Source organism: Nannocystis bainbridge (assembly GCF_028368995.1).
Taxonomy (GTDB): Bacteria; Myxococcota_A; Polyangia; order Nannocystales; family Nannocystaceae; genus Nannocystis; species Nannocystis bainbridge.
In genome coordinates, this window is the sequence record NZ_JAQNDL010000003.1 from 2,647,361 (window position 1) to 2,661,042 (window position 13,682).

10 protein-coding genes are annotated in these 13,682 nt (G+C 70.6%); 5 read left to right on the plus strand and 5 right to left on the minus strand.

Annotated elements, in window-relative coordinates; genetic code table 11:
• Positions 1 to 271: 271 nt before the first annotated feature.
• The 3 genes from POL25_RS35765 to POL25_RS35775 all read right to left on the minus strand — a co-directional run bounded on the left by POL25_RS35765 (position 272) and on the right by POL25_RS35775 (position 4,220).
• Positions 272 to 1,594, minus strand: a complete 1,323-nt coding sequence (locus tag POL25_RS35765; protein ID WP_272090836.1) for a hypothetical protein — start codon at positions 1,592 to 1,594, stop codon at positions 272 to 274.
• Between the two features lie 268 nt (positions 1,595 to 1,862).
• Positions 1,863 to 3,047: an arginine N-succinyltransferase gene (locus tag POL25_RS35770; protein WP_272090837.1), complete on the minus strand. Its 1,185-nt coding sequence runs from the start codon at positions 3,045 to 3,047 to the stop codon at positions 1,863 to 1,865.
• A gap of 132 nt (positions 3,048 to 3,179) precedes the next feature.
• The gene (locus tag POL25_RS35775) at positions 3,180 to 4,220 is read right to left on the minus strand and encodes a metallophosphoesterase (protein ID WP_272090838.1); all 1,041 of its coding nucleotides are present in this window, start codon (positions 4,218 to 4,220) and stop codon (positions 3,180 to 3,182) included.
• Between the two features lie 72 nt (positions 4,221 to 4,292).
• Here POL25_RS35775 and POL25_RS35780 point away from each other — a divergent pair, with 72 nt between their 5' ends.
• The 3 genes from POL25_RS35780 (at position 4,293) to POL25_RS35790 (ending at position 9,506) form a co-directional block, all read left to right on the plus strand.
• On the plus strand, positions 4,293 to 5,435 hold the full coding sequence (locus POL25_RS35780) for a response regulator (RefSeq protein ID WP_272090839.1): 1,143 nt from the start codon (positions 4,293 to 4,295) through the stop codon (positions 5,433 to 5,435).
• A 236-nt stretch (positions 5,436 to 5,671) separates the two neighbouring features.
• Entirely contained in the window at positions 5,672 to 6,802 is a 1,131-nt protein-coding gene (locus tag POL25_RS35785) for a hypothetical protein (RefSeq protein ID WP_272090840.1), read from the plus strand.
• A gap of 313 nt (positions 6,803 to 7,115) precedes the next feature.
• On the plus strand, positions 7,116 to 9,506 hold the full coding sequence (locus POL25_RS35790; RefSeq protein WP_272090841.1) for a DUF4215 domain-containing protein: 2,391 nt from the start codon (positions 7,116 to 7,118) through the stop codon (positions 9,504 to 9,506).
• Positions 9,507 to 9,597: 91 nt separating this feature from the next.
• Here POL25_RS35790 and POL25_RS35795 read toward each other — a convergent pair whose 3' ends face one another.
• Together POL25_RS35795 and metF are read right to left on the minus strand one after the other, a co-directional pair.
• Positions 9,598 to 10,278, minus strand: coding sequence for a matrixin family metalloprotease (locus POL25_RS35795; RefSeq protein ID WP_272090842.1), 681 nt, complete (start codon positions 10,276 to 10,278; stop codon positions 9,598 to 9,600).
• Positions 10,279 to 10,280: 2 nt separating this feature from the next.
• Entirely contained in the window at positions 10,281 to 11,204 is a 924-nt protein-coding gene (gene metF, locus POL25_RS35800) for a methylenetetrahydrofolate reductase [NAD(P)H] (RefSeq protein ID WP_272090843.1), read from the minus strand.
• A gap of 68 nt (positions 11,205 to 11,272) precedes the next feature.
• On the opposite strand from metF, the gene POL25_RS35805 reads away from it, so the two are divergent.
• Positions 11,273 to 12,835: an NCS2 family permease gene (locus tag POL25_RS35805; RefSeq protein ID WP_272090844.1), complete on the plus strand. Its 1,563-nt coding sequence runs from the start codon at positions 11,273 to 11,275 to the stop codon at positions 12,833 to 12,835.
• An 11-nt stretch (positions 12,836 to 12,846) separates the two neighbouring features.
• Entirely contained in the window at positions 12,847 to 13,629 is a 783-nt protein-coding gene (locus POL25_RS35810) for an exodeoxyribonuclease III (RefSeq protein ID WP_272091155.1), read from the plus strand.
• Positions 13,630 to 13,682: the final 53 nt, after the last annotated feature.

Below are 13,682 nucleotides of genomic sequence, written 5' to 3' on the forward strand. Positions count from 1 at the left end.
CTCGGGCGCGCCGGTTCCTGACACCCGCCTCGCGAATATTTTCAGGTCCGCCGCGACGGCGCGGATTCGGGCCGGGCGCCCCCGGCCCTTCGGCGAGTCCGACGGCGGTGGGATGGCCAGGCCTGTCCGGGCGCCCATGCACGAGATGTCCCTTCGGACATTTTACATGGCCTTCAGGACATCTCGCTGGATCATCCACGAGCCCCGAATGTTAAAACGAAGCGCGGCGCCGACGGTTCACCCGTCGCCGCCGCGCCTCGTCGAGCTCAGCTCACTGCGGGATGACGCCGCAGCTGTCGACCTCGTTCGGCACGCAGCCGGCGCAGTCCCAGCGGAACTTGTCGATCACGCCGACCGTGTCCCACACCGTGTCGCCGAGGTCGAACACCGAGATGGCGAGCGTGAAGCTCTCGCCCGGCTTGGCGGAGCCCTTGGCGGTGTACCAGCCGGTCGCGGCGCCCTCGCCGTCGCCGGGGAAGCCGGTGCCGGCGAGCAGCGGGTCGCCGGGCAGGATCGTCATGTACGGGTCGAGCGCGGTGACCGTCAGCGGCTGCTCGTCGATGAAGGTGACGTTGCCGGTGAAGGTCTCGCTGGTCGACCACACGATCAGCATGTCGTTGACCGACGCGCCGACGAAGTTCGGCCACTCCTCGGTGAAGTAGACGAAGTCGAGCAGGTAGCCGTGGGTGCCCTGCGGGACCTGGAGGTCGAACGACATGTAGAACACGTCGTGAGCGACGCCAGCGCCGATCCCGTTCCACTGGTTGGCGATCGTGTCGGAGCAGTCGTGGACGCCGTCGCAGTTCATGAACGGGGTCCCGCCGGCGCCGTTGTTGCTGCCCACCTCGTGGTGCATGACGCCCGGGAGCTGCATCAGGTTGTCGGGGTTGCCGTTCCCCTGGCTGTCCTGGTTGTTCTGCTCGACCAGGCCGCCGTCGGCCTCGAGGTTCGGGAACGTGCCCGAGCCGATCACGAGGAACCGCGAGCCCTCCTTCGGCGCCCACGCCCACTGGTTCGGGTCCATCGGATCCTTGGCGGTCCCGAAGTGGGTGGCGACGCGGTAGCTGCTGGTGTCCGGCGCCATGATCACGGGGTTGGTGATCGGGATCGCGGCCGCGGGGTTGTCCGAGCAGTTGAGGCCGATCGCCTTGAAGATGTCGTCGCCGGCCTCATCACATGGCGGCTGGGTCGCCGGCGCCTGACAATCGTCGCTGCCGCCGGTGGTGTCGTTGCCGGTGGTGGTGTCGTCGGTCGTCGACGAGGTGCCGTCGGTCGTCGTCGTATCGTCGGTCGTCGCCGAGGTGTCGTCGCTCGTCGCGGCCTCGGTCGTCGAGCCGGTCCCGGTCGCGTCGGCGGTCGTGCTGGTCGCCGGCTCGGTGGCCGACTCCGAGTCGCTCATCGTGCCCGACGGGTCGCCGGTGGTGCCGGTGGAGGTCGGCTCGTCGACGCCGGTGGTCGACACGCCCGGACCGCTCGGGTTCAGCGTCGCCGTGATGTTCGCGGTGTCCGAGCTCGAGGCGTCGCCGTCGTCACCGCAAGCGGCGAGGGAGAGGGACAGGCAAGCGGAGAGGGTAATGCTTCGTGTAGGGAGCATGTGGGTATCGTGGCCGTCTCGCGCGCGCTCGCCGTTCGTCACGAACGGCCGGCGAGATCGACGGGCCACCTTAGCCCGCTTCGCGGCCAACGATCTCTCGGGTTCGCAAGCTTCGCGGCGACGAGGCGGGGGCATCTCCCTGGGCGATGCCCTGCCCGCGACGAGGCGAGTGACTTTGCCAACTGCACGGCGCGCACCGCTCGCTGCATGGACCCAGCGAGCGATGTCCTGGAGCGCAGCCGCGGCTGCGAGTCACATGTCCCTCGGGTCAGGTGAGGCGGAGCGAGCCGGTCGGCGAGCGAGCCCCGGGCGGCACGCTGGCGACGCGGTCCGAGTAGCGGCGTTGCGGACGCAGCGCCACCAGCACCCGCGCATCGGGCGACGGCGTGTCCTGCCCCGGCGCGAGCACCCCGAGCTGCTGCAAAGCCTCGCGCTGGATCAGCACCTGCGTCGGCGGCGAGCCAGGCGGCGTGTCGCTGGCGAACACGGCCTGCGCCGGGGTCCAGACCGCACGGAAGTGCGGCGCGCGGCCCTGGACCACGGCGACGATGCCGGGCTGAGCCGACGCGTCGGGCTCGCCGACCACCGGCGCGTAGCCCTGCGTGTCGCGGACGATCGTCACCTGGTCGGTGTCGGCCTCGTAGTGCGGGCCGCCGTCGAACGGGTCGACGCGGCCGCTGTACTGGAAGCCGATGCTCTCGAGCAGCCGCTTGGCTCCGACAGTGTTGGGGCCGACCTGACCGACGATGTCCTGCACGCCCTCGGGCAGCAAGCACGCGTGGATCGGCATGGTCGGGAACAGCCGCCAGATGAACTCTTTGTTGAAGCGGCTCAGGCGGTCGGCCTCGTGATAGGTGAGGCCGGTGAACTTGTGGCCGAGCGCGTCCCACAGCGGCGAGCGCGTGGTGCCACCTGGCCCTTGGACCAGGGGCGGCAGCAGCTCGGCGAGCAGGCGATCGCGGAACCACCCGCGGTGGCTCGAGATGAACACGAAGCGCGCCAGCGACAGCAGGCGGCCGAGCTTCTCCGGGTGGTGGCGCAGCTCGGGGCGCAGCACCAGGCCGCCGAGCTCGGTCGGACCGTCGTAGGTCTGGCCGAGGTACAGCATCGTGTGCGTCATGTGGACGTCGTGCACCTCGGAGTTCGGGGTGACGCGGAGGTCGGCGTAGCGCTCCTCGTGCATGACGCGGAAGAACACGTGCGGCTCGTCGGTGTCGCCGTGCTGGGCGTGGATCATCGAAGTGCCGACGACCTGGCCGTCGTCGCCCTCGAGCACGAACAGGAAGCGGCGGGTCGGGTCGAAGTCGGGGCTGCCGCGGAACGAGGCCAACGAGCGCTGGAGGAGCTCGTGGATGTAGGGCCGCTCGGGCGGCAGATTGAGGCTGTTGAGGTGGCGCGCGAGCTCGAAGATCGCGTCTTCGTCGCTCATTGCTGCCTCGCGGAACAGGAACATCGGGGCACCTTCCAGGGCTCGATCGAGCGCGTCCGATGCCGCTCCGAATCGCCGCTGGCCGCCTCTAGTGTGGCACCGGGGCACGCACGCGGGCGCTCGCAGTGCGAGCCCTCACTGCGTCCGGCACTCACATCACGGCTCGCGCAACACCGTGACCTTGTCGCCGACGATCTCGAGCGCCTCGGGGTGTCCGCCGTAGTAGGCCGCCATGCCGACGTCGATGCACCACACCGCGCCGTCGCAGGCCGTCATCACGCCCTCCTTGTGCACGGTGTGACCGACGACCAGTCGCTTGGCCGGCACCGCGGCGAGCGTCTCGCGCAGCACCTCGCACTCGGCCGGCTTGGGCTCGAGGCAGTAGCGACGCACCCAGACCGGGCTCTCGTCGTCTTGCAGGAGCTCGGGGGAGATCTCCCCGTCACCGCGGAGCCAGCGCTGGACCTCGTCGTTGATCGTGTCGAGGCCGCGACGCACGTGCTGCGGCAGCAGGCCGCCGTGGGTGAACACGGTTTCGCCGATGACGAGCACGACCGGCCGTTGCGCCAGCTTGCGCGCCCACGGCCCGCCGGGCGCGAACGCGAGCCAGCGGCCGCGCATGGGCTCGGGCACGCGGGCGGCGCGCGGGTCGGCGAGGTCGACGCCGGGCTCGCGCTCGAAGTCGAGGAAGCCGCCCGCGGTCACGTAGCGCAGGTCGCCGGCCGCGTTCATCAGCTCGTGATTGCCGTTCAACACGTGCAAAGCGCCGCCGGCCTCCCTGGCCTCGCCCTGCAGGCGCTCGAGCAGCTCGAGGATCTTGCGCTCGCCGTCGCCGCGGTCGAGCTGGTCGCCGGTCTGCACGACCACCAGATCCTTGCCGATCCACCGATCTTGGGGGTCGATCGCCCCGGCCAGCCGCAGCGCCGCGCGCGTCGCCTCGAAGTCGCCGTGCACGTCGCCGAGCGCGACCAGCCGCGGCGGCGCGGGCAACCGCGTGGTCGTCGGCGCGGCGGCGGGCGCGGCGGTCGTGGTCGGCGCCGACGGAGCAGCGTTCTCCGCGGTCGCCGCCGGGCGCGATGCCTGCTGCGCGCTCGCGGGTTTACGCGCCGAGTCGCACGCCGCGGAGGCCCACGCCCCGACCGCCAGGATCGCCCCGCACAGGGCAGTACGCGTCGCTCGCCGCGGGTCCTCACGCATGGACCGGGAGCCTACCACGACGCGCGGATCCGCGGGCCCCGCGGGCGCCGCGATCCGCGGTAACGTCGGACCATGGACAGCGGCGCTCCGCAGCAGCACGGCGGCCGAATCCTCGTCGTCGACGACGAAGCGACGATGCGCCGGCTGCTCGAGAAATTGCTGCGCCTGGAGGGCTACGACGTCGCCCTCGCCAGCTCGGGCGAGCAGGCGCTGCAGGAGGTGTTCGCCCGCGGCGCCGACACCGTGCTGCTCGACATGCGACTGCCCGGCATGAGCGGGCTCGATGTATGTCGCAACATCCGCGCGCACCCGCGGGGCACACACACGCCGATCGTGTTCATCACCGCGGTGAACGACCGCGAGCTGCGCCGCAAGGGCATGGAGGCCGGCGCCGACGATTTCCTCAGCAAGCCGTTCGACGAGGTCGAGCTGCTGGCACGGATCCGCAACTGCGTGCGGGTCAAGCGCTACTACGACAACGTCGAGCAGCAGAAGGGCGCGCTGGCGCGGGCCGTCGACGACCGCACCGCCGAGCTGGCGACGGTGGTGTCCGAGCTGACGCGCATCCAGAACGAGCTGCGGGCCTCGCACGAGGAGACGATCTATCGCCTGTCGCGCGCGGCCGAGTTCCGCGACGACGAGACCGGGCAGCACCTGCAGCGCATGAGCTGGTACTGCCACATGATCGGCAGCAAGATCGGCCTGTCCCCCAGTACATGTGAGCTGCTGCGGATCGCCAGCCCGATGCACGACGTCGGCAAGCTGGGGATCCCCGACCGGATCCTCCTCAAGCCCGGGAGGCTGACGCCGGAGGAGTTCACGATCATGAAGACGCACGCGGAGATCGGGTACCGGATCCTCCACGGCTCGACGGCGGCGCCGCTGGAGATGGCGGCGATGATCGCCCACACGCACCACGAGAAGTGGGACGGCAGCGGCTACCCCCACGGCCTGCGCGGCGAGGACATCCCGCTGGCCGGCCGGATCGCGGCCATCGCCGACGTGTTCGACGCCCTCACCAGCGCCCGCCCCTACAAGTCGGCCTGGCCGCTCGAGGCGGCGCTCGACCTGCTGCGCAAGAGCGCCGGCTCGCACTTCGACCCGCACCTCGTCCACGTGTTCCTCGACAACATCGACGAGGTGCTGGCGATCCGCGAGCGCTTCGTCGACGGCACCCCGGCGCCGCACCCCGAGGCGGCCGTCGTGGTCCACTGACTTTTTTCGTGGGAGGCCGCGGCGCGGCGGCCGGGGCCGTCGCGCGCGCGCCCTGAGCCGGCCGCGGCGAGGGCCCGCGGGAAAGTCGGGGCCCTCGCCAAATTGTTTGGGCGGTCGGGGGGCACTGACCCTGTGAGCGGCGCCTCCGACGAGCGCGGCGCGAGCAGCGGACGCTCGCGACCTGCGCGCGGCGCGAGGGCCTGCGTATTCTTTCGTTCAAAAAAGCGAGCGGCATCATGTTTGGTCATTTCGGCGACAATCATCAAAGGCACGGGTATGTACATTGTCGCGGCCTCGCGGCCGCGGCCGCGGCCCTGGTGCTGCTGGGCTGTCCCGGCGGCGGCGGCGATGGCGAGACCGAAGCGGCCCCGAGTTCGAGCGACGACACCGGCGAGACCGGCGGCACCAGCGAGACCGGCGGCCCCGCCGATCCACCCACCAGCACGAGCAGCACCAGCGGCACCGACACTACCTCGCCGGAGACGACGGTCACCGCCACTTCCGTCGACCCGGGCTCGACGACCGACACCACCGGTGAGCCGCCGGTCGACGCCTGTCACCTGGCCGACGACAACGTCGCCTGCGATCCGCTCGTCGATCGCAGCGGCGACATCGCCGTCTCGCACGAGCATCTCTATCCCCACGCGACCCTGCTCGCGGCCCCGGACCAGCCGACCGCGCTCGAGGCTTGCGACATCTACGCCCAGGACTGCCCCGAAGGCCAGAAGTGCACCGTCATCGGCGCCCAGTGGGACGCGCTCGCCTGCGTGCCGCTGACCCAGTTCCCGCGCCAGCGCGGCGAGTTCTGCGGCACCGAGGACGACGGCGACACCTGCGACGCCGGGCTCCTGTGCCAGTTCGACGCGATGGTCGGCAGCCAGGTCTGCCAGCCGCTGTGCGGCTGCAGCCAGACCAACCCGACCTGCGGCGAGAACGAGCGCTGCGTCCTCTACAACAGCTGGATCCTGCCCAAGTGCGAGCGCCTGTGCGATCCGCTCGACCTGTCGACCTGCGGCGCCGGCGAGGTGTGCATCAAGGGCCAGTGGGTCAACGATTTCTTCTGCGAGGTGGACCTCTCGGGCGCCACCGGCGAGTTCGGCGACGCGTGCGACAAGGGCAACGGCTGCGACCCCGGCTATTCGTGCGAGGCCCCCGAGTACGTGCCCGGCGGCTGCCCCGACGGCGCGATCGCCTGCTGCACGCCCATGTGCAATCTCGGCGACCCGCAGTGCCCCGACGGCACCGAGTGCCGCGATTACTTCGGCGGCTTCGGCCTCGCTCCGGCGCAGTGCCTCGATGACGTCGGCTTCTGCACCGTCGAGGCCATGTCACGGGTCGAGCGGACCGAGCTGCCCTGGACGCGCTGAGCTCGCGCGATCCGCCGAATCATCACACCACACATTCCCTCGCCGCGCGCGCTCCCCACCGGGCGCGCGCGCCGCCAGAATGCAACGGCAGACACCCGCCGACGCGGTCAGCAACTGCATTTGCGCCGCGCCCGCCGCGTTCACGCTCGCGTCCGCGGAGGGCTCGCCGCTGCCACTCGATCGCACCCTCGTCGCCGACCTCGACTTCGAATGTTCATAGCAGTCGCGAACGCAGATTCGAGGACGGCCTGATTCACAGCACCCGAGCTTCTCTCTATAAAGGGAGTCACCAAGGGGGTTGGGAGTGAGGGGATTGAAGCATCGATTCTTGACGGGCGCTTGTGGCCTGGCGCTGACCGCGGGCTGTGGGAGCGACGTGCCCGCGAGCAGCGCCACGACGACCGAGGGCGCGAATACCACCGACGTGATGACGGGCTCGACCGAGCCGGGCACGTCTTCGACCACCAACACGAACCCGACGACCCCGCCGACCACCTCGGCGAGCGCGAGCGGCGATCCGACCACGACGACCGGCGCCACGACCACGTCGACCACTGACGACCCTTCGACATCCACGACCGAGCCCGAGCCGGCTTGCGGAGACGGCGCGGTCGATCCCGGCGAGGCCTGCGACGACGGGGGCGACAACGGCCCCGGGCAGCCGTGCAACGCCGCCTGCCAGGCCAACGCCTGCGGCGACGACGACAAGGGCCCCGGCGAGGAGTGTGACAACGGCGCCATGAACGGCGACACGAACGGCTGCAAGTCGGACTGCACCAACAACGTGTGCGGCGACGGCTTCACCGGGCCGGGCGAGGGCTGCGACGACGGCAACCAGGTCGACGACGACGCGTGTACCAACGCGTGCAACCTCGCCAGCTGCGGCGACGGCATCGTCGCGCCGACCGAGCAGTGTGACGACGGCAACCTCGAGGACACCGACAGCTGCACCAACAACTGCACCGACGCCAGCTGCGGCGACGGCTTCGTGCAATTGGCGGAGACGTGCGACGACGGCGTCGGCAACTCCAACAACGGCGCCTGCACCCTGGCGTGCACCGCGGCGGTCTGCGGCGACGGCTCGGTCTTCAACCAGGACCCGGGCACCGAGGAATGTGACGACGGGGTCGACAACGGCCCGGGTCAGGCCTGCAACGCGACCTGCGGCTTCAACGTGTGCGGCGACGGCGACCCCGGCCCCGACGAGCAGTGCGACGACGGCGACCTCGACGGCGGCGACGGCTGCAGCGCCGGCTGCAAGCTCGAGGAGTGCGGCAACAGCGTGCTCGACCCGGGCGAGGCGTGCGACGACGGCCAGGACGGCGACAACGACGACGGCTGCACCGACGCCTGCAAGCTGCCGACCTGCGGCGACGGCTTCGTGCAGGCGAACCTGAGCGAGCAGTGCGACGATGGCGGCGCCAACAGCAACGCCGGCAGCTGCACCCTCGCTTGCAAGCTCGCCACCTGCGGCGACGGCCTGGTCCAGGCCCTCGTCGAGCAGTGCGACGACGGCGCCAACAACGGCAACAGCAACGCTTGCAAGGCCAACTGCACCCTCAACGTCTGCGGCGACGGCTTCAAGGGCCCGAGCGAGGCGTGCGACGACGGCAACGGCAACAACGAGGACGCCTGCACCAACGTCTGCAAGCTCGCCACCTGCGGCGACGGCTTCAAGCAGCCGGGCGAGGAGTGCGACAGCGGGGCCAACAACAGCAACACCGGCGCCTGCACCCTCGCCTGCAAGCTTCCGGTCTGCGGCGACAACTTCACCCAGGCCAACGCCGGTGAAGAGTGCGACGACGGCAACATGAGCAGCACCGACGCCTGCGTCGCGTGCAAGACCGCCAAGTGCGGCGACAACTTCGTCCAGCAGGGCGTCGAGCAGTGCGACGACGCCAATCAGAGCAACACCGACCTGTGCACCAACGCGTGCAAGAACGCGACCTGCGGCGACAGCTTCGTCCAGCCCGCGCTCGGTGAGACCTGCGACGACGCCAACCAGAACAACAACGACGCCTGCCTCAACACCTGCAAGGCCGCCGTCTGCGGCGACGGCGTGGTGTGGGCCGGCACCGAGGCGTGCGACGACGGCAACGCCAGCAACACCGACGCCTGCGTCGCCGGCTGCAAGGCCGCGATCTGCGGCGACGGCTTCGTCCAGCAGGGCGTCGAGGCCTGCGACGACGGCAACCAGAACAACAACGACGCCTGCAACAACCTGTGCCAGGTGCCCAAGTACACCGCCGTCGGCCCGCAGACCAACGTCCCGCCCGCGGCCCTGGTCGGCTGGTCTATCTGCTACAAGGACACCTACGGCAACAGCGCGACCTCGGTCGCCACGATCCTCGCCGCCTGCAACAAGGCCAACCTGATGCTCGCGTGCCGCCCGGTCAACGCGGCCAACTACACCGTGCTCGCCCACGCGCCGCGGCCGCAGGTCATCACCGACATCGGCCAGAGCAACACGCCCACCAACGCCAACGGCACCGGCTGGTACTTCACCACCACCTGGTCGTGGGGCTTCGCGCTACAGGGTGATGCCATCACCCGCAACAGCTGCGACACCACCAACACCAACGCCGACCGGCGCCTGTGCTGGCACACCGGCAACGGCAACATCAACGGCGGCTGGCGCTGCGGCGCGACCACCGAGCTGAACGCCAACAACGGCTGGGAGCGCGTGGTCTACCACGCGGACTGAGCCCGGAGCCCGGCGCGTGTCCGCCGGGCTGTCCTGCGGGACACCTCTGATTCGCCCGACATGTCTCAAGCGACATGTCGGGCTACTCGCATCAGCCGGGCGGCTTGCCCTGGCTTTTGGGAGCTGCCCGATCGGTCAGCATGCCCTCGCGCAGCATGCGATCGCGGTGGCGACGCATGCGGGCGAACTCGGGCTCGGCGAAGCTGAGCTCCCCGGTCAGCCAGGCGACGCGCGGGGTCTTGTTCATCAGGCTCTCGTCGTAGCTCGAGTGCGGCAGACCGAAGAAGTGGCCGAGCTCGTGGGCGAGGGTCAGCGCGCCGGCGATCTTTGAGAGAATGACCCACCGGCGCGCGCGGTCCTGGCGGAAGCGCCAGTGGACGCCGCGGATCTCGCTGCCGGCGACGTCGACGTCGGCGAGGCGACCGACGACGAACACGTGGGCGACGCCGCGGCTGAAGTGCGGATCGCCGAGCGCGTCGCGCTCGCCGCGATCGTCGATCTCGAGGTCGCTCGCCGGCAGCGTCTCGGCGGCGACCACCTCGAAGTTGACGTCGATCGTGGCGAAGCGCGCGTTGGCCTCGGCGACCTGCGACGTGACCCACTCGACCGTCTGCACCGCCACGCCGCCGGTGACGACCAGGTGGAGGTGGACGCCGAAGCAGCGCTCGACCTCGGCGGCGCAGCGCGGCGTCTGCTGCACGTACGCGGCCAGATCGGGGCCTGCCGGCGGGCTCGCCAGCATCGCCGCGAACATGGCCGCGAGCAGCATCATCGTCACACCGCCACGTGGGCCAGGCGCAAGATCTCGAAGATCGCGCGGGTCGCCGGCGACTTGTTCAGCGTGTAGAAGTGAATGCCCGGCACGCCCGGCCGCGGCGGGGTGAACGGCGCCGAGAACGGGTCGCCGACCGGCGGGGTGAGCAGCGCGCGGCACTGGTGGGCCGCGTACGAGACGCCCGTCCAGAACACCTCCTGGGGGTCGCCGTCGGTGCCCTGCAGGCGCTGGCGCAGCGGCGCCGGGATGGTCGCGCCGCACATCTGCGTGAAGCGCTGGATCTGCTCGTAGTTGGTCACCGGCATCACGCCGGCGAGGATCGGCACGGTGATGCCGGCCTCGGTCGCGCGGCGGACGAAGTCGTGATAGCTGGCGTTGTCGAAGAACAGCTGGCTGATCAAGAAGTCGACGCCGGCGTCGACCTTGTGCTTGAGCCAGCGGAGATCGCTGGCGCTGCTCTCGGCCTCGGGGTGGACCTCGGGGTAGCAGGCGGCGCCGACGCAGAACGGGCCGCGCTCGCGGATGAAGGCCACCAGCTCGCTGGCGTGGCGGAGGCCGCCCTCGGCGGCGACGAACGCGGCCTCGCCCTTGGGCGGGTCGCCGCGCAGGGCGAGGATGTTGCAGATCTCGCGGTCGCCGAGCTGGTCGATGGTGCGGGCGAGCTCGTCGCGGCTGGCGCCGACGCAGGTCAGGTGGGCCATCGGCTCGATGCCGAGCTCGCGCTTGATGCGGGCGACGATGTCGAGGGTGCGGCTGCGGGTGCTGCCGCCGGCCCCGTAGGTGACGGACACGAAGTCGGGCGAGAGCGGGGCCAGCTGCTCGAGGCTGCGCCACAGCACGGCCTCGCCTTTTTCGGTCTTCGGCGGGAAGAACTCGAAGCTGAACACAGGCCGCTTGTGGGCCAGGCGCTCGCGGATCAGCATGTCCCCGTCCTCGTAGCACGGGCGCTGGGTCCTGGTCCAGCGGCGCGCGGTTTGGTACATCGGGCCTCATGCGCTGGTTCCAACGCGGCGACATCGACGGGTTCTTCGGCCTCGCGGTCGACAACCTCGTGCAGCTCCTGCTCATCGACGCGCTGTGTCGCCACGTGCTCGGCTTCTCCGACGCGCTGCTCTACGGCCAGGTGCTGCCCGGCGCCGCGGTCTCGCTGCTGGTCGGCAACCTCTACTACGCGTGGCAAGCCAGGCGGCTCGGCCAGGCGCTCGGCCGCTCGGACATCTGCGCGCTGCCCTACGGCATCAACACGGTGTCGGTGTTCGCACATGTCTTTTTGGTCATGTTGCCCGCGAAGCTGGCGGCGACCGCCGCGGGCGCGGCCGACCCGACGACGATCGCGTGGCAGGCCGGGCTGGTGGCGTGCTTCGGCTCGGGCCTCATCGAATTGAGCGGCGCCTTCGTCGCCGAGCGGCTGCGCAAGGCCACGCCGCGGGCGGCGCTGCTGTCGACGCTGTCGGGCGTGGCGCTCGGGTTTATCAGCCTCGGATTTTTGTACCGCAGCTTCGCGCGCCCGGTGGTCGGGCTCGTCACGCTCGGCGTGCTGCTGCTGGTGTACTTCGGCCGGCTCAAGTTCAAGGGCGGGGTCCCGGGCGGGCTCGTCGCCGTCGCTCTCGGCACGCTGATCGCGTGGCTCACCGGCATCGCCCCGGTCGGCGAGGCGCCCGCGCACGGCCACGGCCTGCAGCTGCCGCTGCCGGTGATCGGGCCGCTGATCGACGCGTTGACGGGCGACATGCTGTGGGCCTACCTGGCGGTGATCGTGCCGATGGGCGTGTTCAACGTGGTCGGCTCGCTGCAGAACATCGAGGCCGCCGAGGCCGCCGGCGACCCGTTCCCGACCACGCCGTCGCTGGCGATGAACGGCCTCGGCACCCTCGCCGCGTCGCTGTTCGGCTCGTGCTTCCCGACCACGATCTACATCGGCCACCCCGGCTGGAAGGCCATGGGCGCGCGCGCCGGTTACTCGATCCTCAACGGCGTGTTCGCCACGCTCGTGTGCCTCACCGGCACGCTGGCGTACATCGCCTGGGCCGTGCCGATCGAGGCCGGCATGGCGATCATCCTGTGGATCGGCATCGTCATCACCGCGCAGGCGTTCGAGGCCACGCCGCGAGAGCACGCGCCGGCGGTGGTGATCGGCATCCTGCCAGGGGTCGGCGCCTGGGGCGCGATGATGGCGAAGGCGGGCCTGCGCGCCGGCGGCGTCGACGGCACGACGAGCGCAATGTCACCCGCGCTGGTGCCGGTGTTCCAGCGCGCCGACGTGTGGATCGACGGGGCCTTCGCGCTCGAGCAGGGCTTCATCTTCACCTCGATGTTCCTCGCCGCCGCCACGGTCGCGGTCATCGAGCGCAAGCTCAGGCACGCCGCGTGGTGGTGCTTCGCCGGCGCCGCGCTGTCGATGCTCGGGTTCATGCACTCCTATGTCTGGACCCCGGCCGACACCGTACTATCCTTGTCACCCGCCTGGCCTTTCGTGCAGGGCTACGCCCTGATGGGCCTCGTGTTCCTGGTCGCCCCGTGGGTCACCCGACCCAGCGACGGCCCCGCCCACTGAGACACCTCGTGCTGACGATCGCGTCCTGGAACGTCAACGGCCTGCGCGCCCTGGCCCGCAAGCAAGCCCTGTCCCCCTGGCTCGCCAGCGGGCCGACGATCGTCGGCCTGCAGGAGGTCCGCGCCAGCGCCGACCAGCTCGGCGAGCTGGCCCAGCCCGACGGCTGGCCTTTCGCACATGTCTCTCCAGCCAGGCGCGCGGGCTACAGCGGCGTCGCCCTGTTCAGCAAGCTCGCGCCCGACAGCGTCGAGACCGCGCTCGGCCCCAAGTTCGACGTCGAGGGCCGCCTGCAATTGGCGCGCTTCGGCAAGCTGGTGGTCGCCAACGTGTACTTCCCCAACGGCAACGGCCAGGACCGCAGCAACGACCGCGTGCCGTACAAGCTGTCGTTCTACCGGGCGCTGCGCAAGCGGCTCGACGCGCTGCGGGCCGAGGGGCTGCGGGTGCTGGTGATGGGCGACTTCAACACGGCCCATCAGGAGATCGATCTGGCCCGCCCGCGCGACAATCTGGGCACCAGCGGGTTCCTGCCGGAGGAGCGCGCCGAGCTCGGCCGCTGGCTCAAGCGCGGCTATCACGACACCTTCCGCAAGTTCGAGGCCGGGCCGGGCCACTATTCGTGGTGGTGTCAGCGCGGCGGCTGCCGCGAGCGCAACGTCGGCTGGCGCATCGACTACGTGCTCGCGTGCGCCGAGGCGCTGCCGTTCGTCAAAGCGGCGGCGATTCACCCGAGCGTGCTCGGCTCGGATCATTGCCCCGTCAGCGTCACCGTCGATCCCGACATCGTCCGTTGACGCGCGACGCTGGGGGCGCGGGCCCAGCAGCGGCAGCACAGCCTCGCTGTGGA

Bases quoted from the DNA above. Each gene is read 5' to 3' on its own strand.
- POL25_RS35765 (WP_272090836.1), bottom strand. From the start codon at position 1,594: ATGCTCCCTACACGAAGCATTACCCTCTCCGCTTGCCTGTCCCTCTCC.
- POL25_RS35770 (WP_272090837.1), bottom strand. From the start codon at position 3,047: ATGTTCCTGTTCCGCGAGGCAGCAATGAGCGACGAAGACGCGATCTTC.
- POL25_RS35775 (WP_272090838.1), bottom strand. From the start codon at position 4,220: ATGCGTGAGGACCCGCGGCGAGCGACGCGTACTGCCCTGTGCGGGGCG.
- POL25_RS35780 (WP_272090839.1), top strand. From the start codon at position 4,293: ATGGACAGCGGCGCTCCGCAGCAGCACGGCGGCCGAATCCTCGTCGTC.
- POL25_RS35785 (WP_272090840.1), top strand. From the start codon at position 5,672: ATGTTTGGTCATTTCGGCGACAATCATCAAAGGCACGGGTATGTACAT.
- POL25_RS35795 (WP_272090842.1), bottom strand. From the start codon at position 10,278: ATGATGCTGCTCGCGGCCATGTTCGCGGCGATGCTGGCGAGCCCGCCG.
- metF (WP_272090843.1), bottom strand. From the start codon at position 11,204: ATGCTGATCCGCGAGCGCCTGGCCCACAAGCGGCCTGTGTTCAGCTTC.
- POL25_RS35805 (WP_272090844.1), top strand. From the start codon at position 11,273: ATGCGCTGGTTCCAACGCGGCGACATCGACGGGTTCTTCGGCCTCGCG.